This is a genomic window from Aquificaceae bacterium (assembly GCA_037722135.1).
In the GTDB taxonomy this organism is placed as follows: domain Bacteria; phylum Aquificota; class Aquificia; order Aquificales; family Aquificaceae; genus Pampinifervens; species Pampinifervens sericum.
Genome location: JBBKAW010000005.1, coordinates 1 through 15,089 on the forward strand (window position 1 = coordinate 1; position 15,089 = coordinate 15,089).

The following is a 15,089-nucleotide window of genomic DNA, read 5'->3' on the forward strand; positions in this document are numbered from 1 at the left end:
GTCTATTATAACAGAAGGCAAGGTTTATGGGTTAAACTGAATTATAAATTACGCAGGGGGTGACCAATGATAAGGAAGAGCTATCAAAAAGGTAGAAACATATGCGTGGTGAGCTTTTATGTGAAAAGGGATGAGGCACAAAGGGTTGAGGTTGTAGGTGAGTGGAACGATTGGAAACCAGAACCCATGCGCAGGAAAAAGGATGGGACTTTTTGGATAAGCAAGAGACTAAAGACTGGCAGGAGCTACCGGTTTAAATACCTTATTGACGGACAATACTGGGAAAACGAGCTGTCCGCAGACCAGCAGGTTCCTAACCCCTTTGGCACCACAGACAGTCTGATTATTGTTTGAACGTGATAACCCACTTAGCTGTGGAAAGCTCCTTTGGTATAATTTAAATTACCATGATAAGAGTAGGTATAAACGGTTTTGGTAGGATAGGAAGGTCCTTCTTTAGAGCCTGCTATGGGCACGAAGACATACAGATAGTAGCGGTAAATGACCTAACAGACACAAAAACTCTGGCACACCTTCTCAAGTATGACTCGGTGCACGGAAGGTTCAAAGGACATGTGGAAGCCAAAGACTCAAGCCTTGTAGTGGACGGAAAGGAGGTCAGGGTCTTTTCGGTAAAAGACCCAGGGGAAATACCATGGGGAGACCTGGGGGTTGATGTGGTTATTGAGTCTACAGGAGCCTTCACAAGTAGAGAAAAGGCGGAGCTTCACCTAAGGGATACGGTAAAGAGAGTAATAATCTCCGCACCTGCCAAAAATCCAGACGTGACCATCGTCCTTGGTGTAAACGAGCATATGTATGACCCAGAAAAGCACAGGATAATATCCAACGCCTCTTGCACCACCAACTGTCTTGCACCAACTCTTAAGGTGCTTCATGAGAAGTTTGGAGTGAAAAAAGGCTACATGGTTACGGTGCATGCCTACACCAATGACCAAAGGGTTCTTGACCTGCCACACAAAGACCTAAGGCGCGCTCGCTCCGCTGGAGTTAACATCATCCCAACCACCACAGGTGCTGCAAAAGCCATAGGTGAAGTTATACCAGAATTAAAGGGTAAACTTGACGGCACTGCAAGAAGAGTGCCGGTGGCGGATGGGTCTTTGATAGACCTCACAGTTATTGTAGAAAGACCACCCACATCCATAGAAGAGGTAAACACCGCCTTCAAGGAAGCATCAGAGAGCTATCTTAAGGGCATTTTGCAATACACAGAAGACCCGATAGTTTCTCAGGATATAATAGGCAACCCACACTCCGCCATCTTTGACGCAGGGTTAACGCAGGTTATAGAGGATATGGTCCACGTGGCTGCATGGTATGACAACGAATGGGGATACTCCTGCAGGCTCAGAGACCTTACCTTACTTGTGGCAAAAAGATAGCCAAATATTAAGGTTTGGTTTATAATTATACTTTCCACGGGGTGTAGCTCAGGTGGGAGAGCGTTGGCTTTGGGAGCCAAAGGTCGCAGGTTCAAGTCCTGCCACCCCGAGGGCCCGTAGCTCAGCTGGACAGAGCAAGGGATTTCTAATCCCTAGGTCGGGGGTTCGAGTCCCTCCGGGCCCGCTTTTTTTTCTTCATGGATGGGGTTTTAGCTCAAAGGTTTTAAAGGGAATCCCTTCCGTAGACCTTCCCTTTCATGGCGAAAGCCAACTTAGGTATGAAAGCCTTCAAAATCTTGCAAGAGAAATAGCATTAGGTATTCCAGAAGACTCTATACTCATAGGCTGGTCTCTTGGTGCAAGCCTTTCTTTGCTTATGGCTTATATGTTCCCACAGAGGTTCAGAGGACTTGTGCTTATAGGCGGTAGTGCGTGCTTTGGTTGTTTATGGGAAAGGAGAAACCTAAGAGGGTTTCTCATAAGGCTTGAAAGAGAAGGAGAGAAGTTCCTCAAGGAGTTTAGGGGTTTATCCTATCCAAAAGCCTTTGAAGACCACATTGACCTACAAGGAGCAAAAAGAATTCTCAAAGACTACATGGAGCTTGACATAAGGCACATACTACCACACATAAAACAAAGGGTCATTATCCTACATGGCACGCATGACCCTATAACCCCTTTTTCCTCCGCACTTACTCTTTACAACATGTTAAAAAGGGCTAAATTAATAACCTTCTTAGGAGGACACTTTCCGGAGAATGAAGGTCTTATCTTTGAGGTTCTCAAGAGCCTGTAATAGTTACGAGGAGTGGGCAATTCCTCAAAGATACTCCGCACAGAGGCTAAAAGCTCTTGAAAAAATAGAAGGTTCTGCTCTTGACATTGGCTGTGGGACTGGTATTCTCAGCGAAGGGCTTGATAATGTGGTTGGTGTAGACATAGCCTTTGGTATGGCTAAAACATACAAGGAGAAGTTTGGCAATGTAGTGCTCGGAGATGCCCATTACCTGCCCTTCAAAGACAGGAGCTTTGACTATGTAATAAGTAATTTTGCCCTTCATTGGACTGACCTAAAAAGGACCATACCCGAAGCCTTGAGGGTTTGTAGAAGACTTTTTCTGTGTGCCATTCCCGTAGATGGAAGCTTGCCTCAATTTGGCTTTCCCTTCCCAAAGGTAGAGGAGGTATTAAACCTTCTTGAAGGTAAGGCTAAGCTAAGACACCTTTTCCTTGAAGATGTCCCTATACCCTTCAGAGGGTGGGATTTGATAAAGTTTTTCCATTATACGGGTTCTTCCTTTAACCCAAACCTCAAAGGTGGTATAATCTCAAGAAAGAGGATTGAAAGTATGATTTATGAGATTGACAAAGCGGTCTTTAGGGTTCTATTCTTTTCTTGCGAGGTTGGTAAATGAGGAGGAGGAAAATGGTGCTTTTTACCGCTCTTTTTATGAGCCTCTTACTCATCTTAGGCTGTAAGGCACAGCAGGTTCAGAAGGTAGACACGCCACCCCAACAACAGAATAAACCCGTGTTTTCCTCCCGAGTGCTTTCTCAATTTGAAGAAGAGCTAACCGCCATAGTGGAAGCGGTATCACCTTCTGTGGTAACCATATTTACCACTCAAGAAGTTTCGGGTATTGAAAGTCCTTTTCGCTTCCCTTTCCCATTTCAAATACCACCTCAAGAAAGAAGGTCTTTGGGTTCTGGTGTGATAATAGACTACAAGAATGGCAAGTTTTACATACTCACAAACAGCCACGTGGTTCAAAACGCAAGGTCTATAAGGGTCAGGTTTGACAGGCATACAGAAAAGAGGGCAAGGATTGTAGGCACAGACCCCAAGACAGATGTGGCAGTGATAGAAGTGGATGGTAAGGATATTCCAAATCCAGAAAGCAGGATAGCAAAGCTCGGTGATTCAGACAAACTTAAAGTTGGTCAGTTGGTTATAGCCATTGGAAACCCCTATGGGCTTGAGAGGACGGTGACGGTGGGTGTTATATCCGCCTTAAGAAGGACAATTGGTATAACCCAATACGAAAGCTTTATTCAAACAGACGCTGCAATAAATCCTGGAAACTCTGGAGGTCCGTTGGTGAACATAAGGGGTGAAGTTATAGGCATAAATACCGCCATATTGGCGGAAGGTCAAGGGCTTGGCTTTGCCATACCAATAAACTTAGCCAAGTGGGTCGCAGACCAGCTAATAGCCAAGGGCAGGGTCACAAGAGGATGGCTCGGTATAGTTATACAGGATATAACTCCCGAAATGGCAGAAAGCCTTGGAGTAAAAGAAGGTGTGATAATAGCCCAGATAATGCCTGGAAGCCCTGCGGACAGGGGGGGTCTTAAGGTAGGTGATATAGTGGTTGAAGTTGACGGTCAGAAAATAAGCGAAGTGAGAGAGCTTCAGTTTAAGATAATGAGGACAGAGCCGGGCAAAGAGATAAACCTGAAAGTGATAAGAGATGGTAAGGAGACAAACCTTAAGATAAGGGTAGGGGAAATGCCAGAGGATAGACAAGTGGGGGAGGCTGAGCAAGGTCAAGCAAACCTGGGTCTTGTGTTGAGAGACCTAACACAGGAAGAAGAAGCAAGGTTTGGAGTTAAAGGAGTTCTTGTAGTAAGGGTTGTCCCTAACAGCCTTGCCATGCAGAGCGGTATAGCCCCAGGAGATATTATACTTAGAGTTGACAACAGACCAGTCTCTAACGTGAGAGAATTCCAACAGAGCATAGAAGCCCTCAGACAGGCAGGCAGAGAAAGTGCCCTACTGCTTATAAGAAGAAGAGACAATAACCTCTTTGTTGTCTTGAGGTTAAGATGATGATACCAGACACTGAACAGGAAATAATAAACCAGTATCTTAAGAAGGTATCCAAGATACCCCTCCTCACTCCGGAGGAGGAGAAGGAGGTTGCAAGAAGGGCAAAGGAAGGAGACCAGCAAGCTTTTAGAAGGCTTGTGGAGTCAAATCTTAGGTTTGTAATAAGCATAGCAAAGCAATATTTAGGCTATGGTCTCCCTCTTTCCGAGCTCATCGCTGCAGGCAACCATGGGCTTATAGAAGCGGCAAAGAGGTTTGACCCAGACAGAGGTGTGAAGTTTATTTCCTATGCGGTTTGGTGGATAAGGCAAGCCATAATGCAGGCACTCTCTCAGCAGACTGGTGCGGTAAGGATTCCCATAAAACAGTCCCATCTTATAAACCGCATAAGCGGTATATACAGTAGGCTATATAAGGAACTTGAAAGAGAACCAACCTCTGAAGAGATAGCCTACGAATACACCAAGGAAGTGCTCTATAAGGAGCTGGAAAGGGAGCTTGGGCGTGAGCCTACGGAAGAGGAGATAGAGAAAAGGATAAGAAAAGAAGGCTACAAGATAAGTCCTGAGGAGGTAGATAAATGTCTTCAACTTTGTAGAGTGCCACTGTCTTTGGACGCTCCTGTTGGTGAGAACGAAGATACCTTCTTCGTAGACTTTCTCAGTCAACATGGCACTGCGGACGTGGAAGAGAAAATAATAAACGAGGTGTTAGAGAAGGAGATAGAAGAGCTTCTGAACAAACTTCCAGAGAAGGAAAGAAGGGTTATAGAGCTAAGGTTTGGTCTAAGAGGTGAAGAACCAAAGACCTTAAGAGAAATAGGTGATATACTGCAGATATCCAGAGAAAGGGTGCGTCAGTTAGAGACAAGGGCACTTAGAAAGCTCAGAAATATGGCTATGAAAAGACATCTAAAAGATTTTCTAAGCTAATGGTCTCGGGTGTCCTTCTTGTAGACAAACCAAAGGGTCCTACCTCTATGGAAGTCCTTGAAGGCATAAAAAAACGCTTTAAGGTAAAGGTAGGACATGCTGGCACTCTTGACCCTATAGCTACTGGGCTGTTGGTAGTTCTTGTGGGTGAGGCAACCAAGTTCTCTCAGTTTTTCATAGGACTTGATAAAACCTACGAGACAACCGCAAAGCTGGGTGAGATAACAGATACCTATGACGCGGAGGGTAAGATTACTCAATCAAGACCAGTGGAAGTTTCCTGCCAAGATATAGAGGCTGTGTTAAAGACTTTTACAGGAAAACTCCTTCAAAAACCTCCACCCTTTTCAGCAAAGAGGATAGGTGGCAAAAGGGCTTATGAGCTTGCAAGAAGTGGTTTAAAGGTTGATATAAAGCCTGTAGAGGTTTATGTATACAAGGCTGAGCTCTTGGAATGTGAAATACCCTTTGTGAAGTTCCTTTTTGAGGTTTCCTCTGGCACATATATAAGAAGTCTAATTCATGACATTGGACTGGAGCTCTCTTGTGGTGCTCATATGGTGGAGTTAAGAAGGTTAAGAGTAGGTAGTTTTAACGTGGGAATGGCGGTATCCTACAACAGGCTCTTGTCTTTGGAAGACCTTTCTGGGCTTTTAATCCCAGTGGGAGAAGCACTAAGCTTTATGCCAAAAATAACTCTTGAGGGTGGACTTTCAAGAAGAATAAAGCATGGCTCTGTCATAAGGCTAAAGGAAAGCCTTGAGAAAACCTTTGTAAGGCTCTACGAATATGATACCTTTATAGGAGTGGGTCTTATTGAGGGCAATACTCTCAGACCCTACAGGCTTATGCAAGGGCTTTGAGTTTTTCTTCTATATAATGCTCCACCAAAGCGTCTATAAGTTCGTCCAATTTACCTTCAAGCACATCTCCAAGCTTGTATAAGGTTAAGTTTATCCTATGGTCCGTAACTCTATTCTGTGGAAAGTTGTAAGTTCTTATCTTTTCGCTCCGCTCACCTGTGCCTACCTGTTGTCTTCTTTCCCTTGCAAGCTCCTCTTCCTTTTGTCGTTCATAAAAGTCTTTTAGTCTTGCGTAAAGTATCTTTAGTGCTTTTTGCTTGTTTTGGAATTGAGACCTTTCGTCTTGACAGGATACGGTTATGCCGGTAGGAAGATGGGTTATTCTTACTGCAGTTTCTGTAGTGTTTACGTACTGACCACCTGCACCGCTTGCCCTAAAGGTTTCTATTTTTAGGTCCTTTGGGTCTATTTGAATCTCCGTCTCATCCGTTTCTGGAAGGACTGCCACCGTTGCAGTGGAAGTGTGTATCCTTCCTCCCGCTTCGGTTATTGGCACTCTCTGGACTCTGTGGACTCCGCTCTCAAACTTAAGCCTTGAATATACACCCTCACCTTCTATAAGAGCAATAACCTCCTTGTAGCCTCCCAAACCAGTCCTATTGGCAGATAGGATGCTAAACTTCCAACCCTTTTCTTCCGCATACTTTCTATACATGTTTAGAAGGTCTGCCACAAAAAGCGCTGCCTCTTCACCACCTACGCCCGCCCTTATCTCCAATATAACATTCTTGCTGTCCCTTGGGTCCTTGGGAAGTAGCAGGACTCTTATGTGTTTTTCTGTCTTCTCTAACTCTTGCGTAAGTCTTTCTATCTCTTCTTTTGCAAGGTCTTTTAGCTCTTCGTTTTTCAAAAGCTCTTTTGCCTGCTCAAGGTCAGAGAGCAGTTTTCTATACTCTTTGTATGCAGTATAAACTTCTTCTATATCCTTTAGCTCTTTTCCAAGTTTCGTGAGCTTTTCCCTGTCTGAGACCACCTCTGGACTGCTAAGCTGATACTGTAGCTCCAAATACTTTTGCTCTATGGATTTTAACCTTTCCTCAAGCTCAGGACTTAGCATTATCCTTTGCCCTTTAGCTCCAAAAAGGCTGGCTTTACCCTTAGCTTACCTGTATAAAAGGGATGGCAGGCATTACAAGTCTCAAGGTAAACAGTCCCGCCTTTTGTGGAAAGCAGTGTAAAGCTATTGCCACAACCACAGACAAAATGAGTAGGTTTAAGCTCTGGATGTAAGCCCTTCTTCATCCTTTCACCTCCGTGAAACTATCTATTATAACAGATTTTAGGTTCTCCACCGCAGTCTGCAACTGGTCAAGGCTTTTCACACTACCCTGCACCAAGTCATCCCTTCCACCACCACCGCCACCAAGATACTTAGAAACCACCTTCATAAGCTCCCTTGCGGAAAGCTTATCTGTAAGCTCCTTAGAAAGTGCTATAAGGCATGACGCTTTTTCTCCCCTTTTGCTAATTAGAAAGACCACCGCTCTGTCTGTATTGTTTCTTATCCTGTCCGCAAGGACAAGCATGTCTTTTGGCTCAACCTCCTCAAGCACGCCAAAATACAAATCTATCTCTCCCACCTTTTCCTTCTTTACCTCTGAGAGGTTATTCCCAGCAAGTAGCTTTTCCTTTAGTCTGCTTATTTCCCTTTCCTTTTCCCTTAGCTCTTCCGTAAGTCTTTGCACAGCCTTTGGGATATCCTCTGAGGAAACCCCAAGAGACCTGGCAATTTCAAGAAGCCTTCTCCTCTCCTCAAAGGCATGCTCTACCGCCCACCTTCCCGTTTTTGCAATAATGCGCCTTACACCCGCACCTACCGAGGATTCAGAGACTATCATGAAATATCCTATGTCCCCCGTTCTTTTCACATGAGTTCCACCGCAAAGCTCCTTTGAAAAGTCCCCCACGCTAAGGACTCTTACCCTCTCTCCATACTTTTCCTCAAAGATGGCAATGGCACCGCTTCTTATGGCGGACTGGTAGTCCATCTCCTCCACCAACACAGGTTGGTTTTTCATTATCTGCAGGTTTACAAGCTCCTCCACCTTCCTTATTTCCTCTTCTGTGAGAGGCTGAAAATGTGTAAAGTCAAAACGCAGATACTGGTCCGCTACCAAAGAACCCGCCTGACGCACGTGTTCGCCAAGCACCTCTCTCAAAGCAGAGTGTAAAAGATGCGTTGCGGTATGGTTTCTTTTTATGTCCTCTCTCCTTTCCTCCTCTATGCGTGCAAAGACTCTGTCTCCAAGCCTTATTGACCCCTTTGACACATAACCTATATGTGCTATCACACCCTCCACTGGCGACTGGGTATCCTCCACAAAAAAGAGACCCTCCGAGGTTTGTATAATACCCCTGTCTCCTATTTGACCACCCCTTTCTGCGTAAAAGGGAGTTTCCCTTAGAAACACTTCGCCCCTCTCTCCTTCCCTTAATTCAGAAACAAGCTCACCATCCTTTAATAGTGCTATAACCTCTGTGTGTAGGCTTGTCTCTTCGTAGCCCAGAAAGGTAGAGGTTTTCCCAAGCTCCTTTAAGTGTTGATAAACAGGCTTTGTAGCCTTTACCTCTATCTTAAAGTGTTTTCTTGCCTTTTCCCTTTGCTCTTCCATTTCCCTCTGGAAGCCTTCCATATCAACCTTTAGACCCTTCTCCCTTGCCATGTCTTCAAAGAGGTCAACAGGAAAGCCATAGGTATCGTAAAGACTAAACACAAGATTTCCTGGTATAAGACCCTTTTCCGCCTTTTGAAGAATCTCTTCTGCGTAAGGCATACCTCTTTTGAGAGTGTTTATAAACCTCTCCTCCTCCGCCTTGACTACAGACTTTACAAAGGACTTTAACTGAAGAAGTTCAGGATAAGGCTCTTTCATTACGTCCACCACAAGGTCAATACCTTTATAGAGAAAAGGCTCTTCTATTCCCAGCTTGTAGCCATATCTCATGGCACGCCTTAAAATTCTTCTTATCACATAGCCCCTGCCTGCATTGGAAGGAAGAACACCATCACTTATGGCAAAGGTCAAAGCCCTAAGATGGTCCGCTATTACCCTTAAGGCACTATCTGTTTCAAAGTTTTCCCCATAAACCCTTCCAGAAAGCTCTTCACCAAAGGCTATAAGAGGTCTTATAAGGTCTATTTCAAAGTTGGTCCTTGTTTTCTGAAGCACGCTGGCAACCCTTTCAAGCCCCATACCCGTGTCTATGTTAGGCTTTGGCAAAGGAGTCAAGTTTCCCCTTTCATCCCTGTTGTATTGCATAAAGACCAAGTTCCATATTTCAAGGTATCTCTCCGGCTCGTATTCTGGACCCCTATCCACATATATCTCGGAAGAGGGACCGCAGGGACCCGTATCACCCATCTGCCAAAAGTTGTCCTCCTCCCCCATTTTCCATATGCGGTCTTCCGAAAGCCCTATGTGGTCTCTCCATATGAGAAAGGCTTCCTCATCCTCTCTAAAAACGCTTACGTATATCCTCTCCTTTGGTATCTTTAGATATTCGGTAACGAACTCCCAAGCGTATTCTATGGCTTCCTTTTTAAAGTAGTCTCCAAAGGAGAAGTTTCCAAGCATTTCAAAAAAGGTATGATGCCTTGAGGTAAAACCTACGCTTTCAAGGTCGTTGTGTTTTCCAGAAACCCTAAGACATTTTTGGCAAGAGACCGCCCTCGTGTATGGTCTTTTTTCTATGCCAAGAAAAACATCCTTAAAAGGCACCATACCAGCGTTTACAAATAGAAGAGTTGGGTCCTTTTCTGGAATAAGGCTTGCGGACTTTACCCTTGTATGCCCCTTTTTTTCAAAAAAGCTTAAAAAAAGCTCACGGATTTCATGCCCTGTCATAAGCATAGAATTATACACAAAGTAGTGCTACAGGCAAGCTCTTGGGTTATATTTATTAGCATGGGTTATGTTATCAACACCATAGAAGACCTTGAGAGGATACTCAGAGAAAACCCCGAGTGGCGCGAGAGGATAAGAAGCCTTATATTGGAGGAGGAACTCAGAAGGCTTCCTGCGAGGTTTGAAAGGTTTGTAGAGGAGGAGTTCAGACCACTGAAGGCGGACGTGGAGATTCTCAAGAAAGATGTAGGAGTTCTTAAGATAGATGTGGCAAAGCTAAGAGGAGAAAGTTTTGAAAGAAAGGTTAGAGAAAACGCACCTGCCTTCCTTGGCAGAGTTATAAGAAGACTAAGACCTATAGACAAGTTTACCCTTGCGGACATACTGGACGATGCTATAGATAGTGGTCTTATAGACGAAGACATGAAAGACTTTGCTCTAAAGGTTGACTTTGCTGGCAAAGGAAGGCTCAAGGAAACTGGAAAGGAGGTTCATGTAGCCCTTGAGGCAACTTTGACCCTTTATCCAGAGGATGTGGAAAAGGTCTTCAAGAGGGCTATGATAATCTCAAAGGCGGTAGGACAAGAAACCATTCCTGTGGTAGTTTATCTAAACGCAAAGGAGGAAGCCCTTTCCCTCGCAGAAGAGATAGGCGTTTTGGCAGTAAAGACGGTGGCGGAAGAAGCCTAAGAGAGTAGTCTTTCAATTTCCTTTCTTGTCTCTTCTACGATTTCTTCGTAGCTCTTTCCTTGAGGTTTTATAGGCTTTCCAAAGACCACCTCTATCTTTGCAGGTTTTGGAAACTTATCGTATAGAGACAGGGATTGGTAAGTCCCTTTTATAGCGGTAGGCACTACAGGAACATGGAGCTCTTTGCTAAGTATGGCAAAGCCCTTTCTAAAGGGTAGAAGTCTTCCATCCCTCGTCCTTGCTCCTTCTGGAAAGATAACCACTACCTTACCAAGCCTCAAAGCCCATGCGGTTTTCTGGAGAGACTCTTTTAGCCTTTTGTCCAAGTTAACCGTTATCACATGAGCAAGCCTGCCAAAAACTGCACTCAAAGGGTCTCTAAAGTATTCTTCCGCTCCAAGGAAGTAGGTTTTGAGGGCTATATCTTGTGGCAGTGCACAAGCCAATACAAAACCATCTAAATAGCTGGCGTGGTTTGGTGCAAGTATAAAAGGTGGTTCAGGCAAGTTTTCAAGCCCACGAACCTCAAGGCGGTTGTATAGTTTAAAAAAGGTCTTGAGAATTAACCTGCCTGTGCCAAAGGCAAAAGTATACTCTTTTAACTGGTATGGCTTTCCTTTGAGGAGTATATCCTTCCAATGGACTTCTGAAAGTTCAAGCTTTTCCTTCCCTTTAGATACAAGCCTTACCACATCTTGGACTTTTGGGTTGTTTATTAGGTCTTCTTCGGAGACAGAGACCCCAAAGGTAGATTCAAGAAAGCTAAGAAACTCCACCTTTCCCAAAGAGTCTAACCCAAGGTCAAGCTCAAGATGATGGTATCCCTTTACTTCTCGCTGGGTTAGCCCATGAAGAAAGCTCCTTATAGCCTGACCCTCTTGAGTGTTCATTATTGGGTCTTCTTGCTCTTCCTTGCTGTAGGTTTCCGTAGACTGGTATATCTGAGGAAGTAAAAACCTTCTTAGTTTTCCAAGTCTTGTCTTTGGAAGCTCTTCCTTTACCACCCTGAAGCCCCTTATTCTTTTCCATTCTGGTAGCTTTTGGTTTACCTTGTCAATAACCTGCCATCTGACAAACTCTTCAATGTTTAAAACTCCCTCCCTCTTCAAAAGCTCAAAGTCTGGTAAAAGTAAAGCCTTCACGCTTCCCTCTATTTCCAAAACCGCCACCTCTTTTATCCTACCCTTGCCTTCCAAGAGTATGAGGTTTTCAAGCTCTTCCGGATTTACCTTTTTTCCACCAGAGAGGACTAAAACCTCCTTTTTCCTGCCAGTAATGTAAAGGTATCCCTCCTGGTCAATGTATCCAAGGTCTCCAGTAAGAAGCCAACCATCCTTGAAAGCCCTCTGTGTCTCTTCTGGTTTTTTGTAATAGCCCTGCATTACGTTCACACCGCGCACAAGCACCTCTCCCTCTTCGCTAATCTTTACATAAACCCCCTCTATTGGCACTCCAACAGAGCCAAGTTTAGGCTTTTGAGGCGGATTAAAGGAGACTATTGGAGACGTTTCTGTAAGACCGTAGCCTTCAAGGATGGTAAAGCCAAGCCTGTTTAGGTCAAGGGCAACCTCCAAGGGTAGCTTAGCACCACCACTTACTAAGTATCTGAGACTTCCCCCAAGGGCGTCATGAACCCTCTTAAAGACCAACCTTCTTAGCCCTTGCCCCATATAGGGAGAGAGTTTGAAGAGAAGCTTACCAAAAGGGTTTGCCATAAGCCCTTCCATTATCCTCTGATGCAAAAGCTGATAAAGCCTTGGCACACCCACAAGTATGGTAATTTTGTGCTCTTTTAGCGTCCTAAGAAGCTCTTCTGAACTTAGCCTTTCCAAAAAGACTACCGTTGCACCAAGATACAAAGGCACAAGCAAAGTAACCATTAAAGGATATGAATGATGAAAGGGTAGAAGAGCAAGGGTCTTGTCCCTTTTGCCTGCAACACCCACCTTCTGGATAGCCCTTATGTTAGAAAGCAGGTTCTTAAAGCTAAGCATCACCCCCTTTGGCTGTCCAGTAGTGCCAGAGGTATAAAGAATCAAAGCGGTTTCTTCCAAACCTCTGCTTATAGGTTTTTCACGAGGTTTGGGAAGTATAAGGCTATCAAAGTTGTAAAGAAGGGGTTTAACTCCAGACTCTTGAAGGGCTTCCCTAACAGACTTCTGGGTTTGCTCTGAACAAAAAACCACCGCAGGCTCTGTTTCTTTTAGGATGTATAGTATCTCCTCCACACTTGACATAAAGTCCACAGGCACTACCACCCCTCCCCTCTGCCAAGCACCATAGAGGGCATAGACCCATTCAGGTCTATTCTCAGAACATATAAGCACCCTCTCACCGGGCAATATATCTGTTAGCTCCGCAAAGCTGGAGATGTTTTCTCTAAGGTCCGCATAGCTTATTTCCTCTCTACCCTTTATAAGGGCTGTTTTTTTGTGGTCTTCAACCTCTGGTAGGACTACCCCCTCCTCCAGCAACAGCTTCATAGAGAAAAATTTAGTCTTCTTCCTTCTTGTCTTCCCTCTTGTAGCCTGGCTGGTAGTGAGATATGGCTTCCTTTGTGAAGGTTATGCGTGTGTTGGCATCCACCTTAAGAGTTACGGTATCATCCCCTATCTCCACTACCGTGCCCCATATACCGCCTGCGGTTACAACCCTATCACCCTTTTTGAGGTTTGCCAAAAATTCCTGATGTCTTTTCCTTGCCTTGTTCTGAGGTCTTATGAGGAGAAAGTAAAAGAGTGCAAGAAGCAATATAAAGAATATGAGTTGAAAAAGCAACGCTCCTACTGGGCTTGAACCATGCCCTGTTTGTTGTGCAAAAGCTATATCTATCATAGTAGTTTATTATCTTACAACATTTTATTTTTGTCAAGATTTAGAATAGTCTTCATAGGTTTATGAAGCTATTGATTACCCTTCAAAACCTCCAAGTTAGCACTACTACAGCAGATTAGCTTCTCAAGATGCCTTCTTATCAGCGCCTCAAGAACTTTATTTTTCACAGTGGTAAGTTTCAAACCCAAGAGAGACACTCTTGGCTTAAGAAAGGTCAAAAATTACCATCTTTATCTCCGTGTAGTCTTCTATGGCAAAGCGTGGTCCTTCTCTACCTATGCCAGAGTATTTAACACCGCCGTATGGCATATGGTCCGCCCTAAAGTTAGGTCCTTCGTTTATAAGCACTCCACCCGCTTGAACCTTCCTTATAAATTCCCAAGCTATGTCTATGTCTTTGGTAAATACTCCCACCTGAAGACCATACTCTGAATCGTTAACCATCTGTATGGCTTCTTCCACTTCCTTGTAGGGGTTGACTACCACCACCGGAGCAAAGGCTTCTTCCCTATAGAGTTTTGTGTTTGGAGGAACAAGAGAAACAATCGTTGGCAAAAGCACAGAAGAAACCCTATCTCCATAAGAAACACCACCAGTTATAAGTTTTGCACCTTCATGAAGAGCTTCATCTATCCACTCCTGAACTCTTTGAACCTCAGAAACCCCTATCATTGGACCCACATCCGTGTCCTCTTGCATAGGGTCTCCCACCTTAAGCTCCTTTACCGCCTTTTCAAGCTCCTCAAGAAATTGGTCAAAAAGCTCCTCGTGGACAAAGACCCTTTGCACAGATATGCAAACCTGACCTGCTATAGCGTATCCTCCCAAAACAGTTTTTTGCACCGCCTTTTTTAGGTCTCCATCCTTGTGGAGCACTATGGCGGAATTTGACCCAAGCTCAAGCACCACCTTTTTTATACCTGCCTGACGGGTTATTATCTCTCCTATCTTTCTGCTACCTGTAAAAGATACCACCCTCACATCAGGATGCATTGTCATAGCCTTTCCCACATCGCCGTAGCCAGGCAGAATGCTAAGGGCTTGTGGAGGAAGTCCAGCCTCAAGCAGAACCTCACCGAGCATAAGGGGAGTAAGAGGTGTCCTCTCTGAGGGTTTAAGGATTACCGCATTTCCGCAGGCAAGGGCTGGTGCTACCTTATGCATGGAAAGGTTTAAGGGAAAGTTAAAGGGTGTTATGGCAGAGACTATACCCACAGGCTGGCGAATGTAAAATCCCACCTTACCCTTTCCGTTGGGATGGGCGTCAATGGGAATGACCTCTCCTCCTATTCTTCTTGCTTCTTCCGCAGAGAAGATGAGGGTCTGTATGGCTCTTTGAACCTCTGTCCTTGCCTCTCTTATGGTTTTTCCCACCTCAAGCACAAGAGTTTTGGCAAATTCTTCCGCTCTCTTTCTGAGGATATGGCTTGCTCTCATAAGGATTTCATATCTTTCGTATGAGCTCAAGGAAGAAAGTTTTTTGTGTCCCTCCTTTGCTACCTCTATAGCCTTATAGACATCTTCCTCACTTGCCTTTGAAACCTCTGCCACAACTTCACCAGTGTAAGGGTATACCACCGACAGTTTTTCTTCCTTTGAAACCCACTCTCCACCAAGTAAAAGCTCCGTTCTCATGGGTTATAATTTTAACTCCATCATGCTTAGCCCAGAGGAGCAACTTAAACTTC

The 15,089-nt window shown here is 44.5% G+C and carries 14 protein-coding genes and 2 tRNA genes; 10 read left to right on the forward strand and 6 right to left on the reverse strand.

The annotated features are described in order from the left end of the window. Positions 1–66 precede the first annotated feature (66 nt). From WKI49_00345 to truB, 9 genes are all read left to right on the forward strand, one after another. Positions 67–354 (forward strand): isoamylase early set domain-containing protein, encoded by a 288-nt coding sequence (locus WKI49_00345; protein MEJ7620949.1) that lies wholly within the window; start codon positions 67–69, stop codon positions 352–354. 53 nt (positions 355–407) lie between these two features. Further along, positions 408–1,406, forward strand: a complete 999-nt coding sequence (gap, locus tag WKI49_00350) for a type I glyceraldehyde-3-phosphate dehydrogenase (GenBank protein ID MEJ7620950.1) — start codon at positions 408–410, stop codon at positions 1,404–1,406. 37 nt (positions 1,407–1,443) lie between these two features. Then, positions 1,444–1,516: transfer RNA gene (locus tag WKI49_00355), tRNA-Pro, on the forward strand. Further along, positions 1,517–1,590 (forward strand) — tRNA-Arg (locus WKI49_00360). Beyond that, the gene (locus tag WKI49_00365; protein ID MEJ7620951.1) at positions 1,555–2,202 is read left to right on the forward strand and encodes an alpha/beta hydrolase; all 648 of its coding nucleotides are present in this window, start codon (positions 1,555–1,557) and stop codon (positions 2,200–2,202) included. Before WKI49_00360 ends, WKI49_00365 begins: the two co-directional genes overlap by 36 nt. Next, entirely contained in the window at positions 2,165–2,821 is a 657-nt protein-coding gene (locus WKI49_00370) for a methyltransferase domain-containing protein (GenBank protein MEJ7620952.1), read from the forward strand. The genes WKI49_00365 and WKI49_00370 overlap by 38 nt, the downstream gene beginning before the upstream one ends. Next, a complete protein-coding gene (locus tag WKI49_00375; GenBank protein ID MEJ7620953.1) occupies positions 2,818–4,236 on the forward strand; it encodes a Do family serine endopeptidase in 1,419 nt (472 codons plus the stop codon). Before WKI49_00370 ends, WKI49_00375 begins: the two co-directional genes overlap by 4 nt. After that, entirely contained in the window at positions 4,236–5,168 is a 933-nt protein-coding gene (locus WKI49_00380) for an RNA polymerase sigma factor RpoD/SigA (protein ID MEJ7620954.1), read from the forward strand. Before WKI49_00375 ends, WKI49_00380 begins: the two co-directional genes overlap by 1 nt. Next, positions 5,168–6,031 (forward strand): tRNA pseudouridine(55) synthase TruB, encoded by an 864-nt coding sequence (gene truB / locus WKI49_00385; GenBank protein MEJ7620955.1) that lies wholly within the window; start codon positions 5,168–5,170, stop codon positions 6,029–6,031. The genes WKI49_00380 and truB overlap by 1 nt, the downstream gene beginning before the upstream one ends. Here the strand turns inward: truB and prfA are convergent. From prfA to alaS, 3 genes are read right to left on the reverse strand one after another with little or no spacing between them, the layout of a single operon-like run. Further along, entirely contained in the window at positions 6,015–7,088 is a 1,074-nt protein-coding gene (prfA, locus tag WKI49_00390) for a peptide chain release factor 1 (GenBank protein MEJ7620956.1), read from the reverse strand. The genes truB and prfA overlap by 17 nt on opposite strands. Continuing rightward, positions 7,088–7,273, reverse strand: coding sequence for a 50S ribosomal protein L31 (gene rpmE / locus WKI49_00395; GenBank protein MEJ7620957.1), 186 nt, complete (start codon positions 7,271–7,273; stop codon positions 7,088–7,090). The genes prfA and rpmE overlap by 1 nt, the downstream gene beginning before the upstream one ends. Next, positions 7,270–9,882, reverse strand: a complete 2,613-nt coding sequence (gene alaS / locus WKI49_00400; protein ID MEJ7620958.1) for an alanine--tRNA ligase — start codon at positions 9,880–9,882, stop codon at positions 7,270–7,272. Before alaS ends, rpmE begins: the two co-directional genes overlap by 4 nt. Positions 9,883–9,936: 54 nt before the next feature. On the opposite strand from alaS, the gene WKI49_00405 reads away from it, so the two are divergent. Continuing rightward, the gene (locus WKI49_00405) at positions 9,937–10,566 is read left to right on the forward strand and encodes a hypothetical protein (GenBank protein ID MEJ7620959.1); all 630 of its coding nucleotides are present in this window, start codon (positions 9,937–9,939) and stop codon (positions 10,564–10,566) included. Here the strand turns inward: WKI49_00405 and WKI49_00410 are convergent. From WKI49_00410 to WKI49_00420, 3 genes are all read right to left on the reverse strand, one after another. Further along, positions 10,563–13,049: an AMP-binding protein gene (locus WKI49_00410; GenBank protein MEJ7620960.1), complete on the reverse strand. Its 2,487-nt coding sequence runs from the start codon at positions 13,047–13,049 to the stop codon at positions 10,563–10,565. The genes WKI49_00405 and WKI49_00410 overlap by 4 nt on opposite strands. Positions 13,050–13,059: 10 nt before the next feature. Continuing rightward, positions 13,060–13,401 carry a preprotein translocase subunit YajC gene (gene yajC / locus WKI49_00415; protein ID MEJ7620961.1) on the reverse strand — a complete coding sequence of 114 codons (342 nt, stop codon included), beginning with the start codon at positions 13,399–13,401 and terminating at the stop codon, positions 13,060–13,062. A 204-nt stretch (positions 13,402–13,605) separates the two neighbouring features. After that, on the reverse strand, positions 13,606–15,036 hold the full coding sequence (locus WKI49_00420) for an aldehyde dehydrogenase family protein (GenBank protein MEJ7620962.1): 1,431 nt from the start codon (positions 15,034–15,036) through the stop codon (positions 13,606–13,608). Positions 15,037–15,089 lie beyond the last annotated feature (53 nt).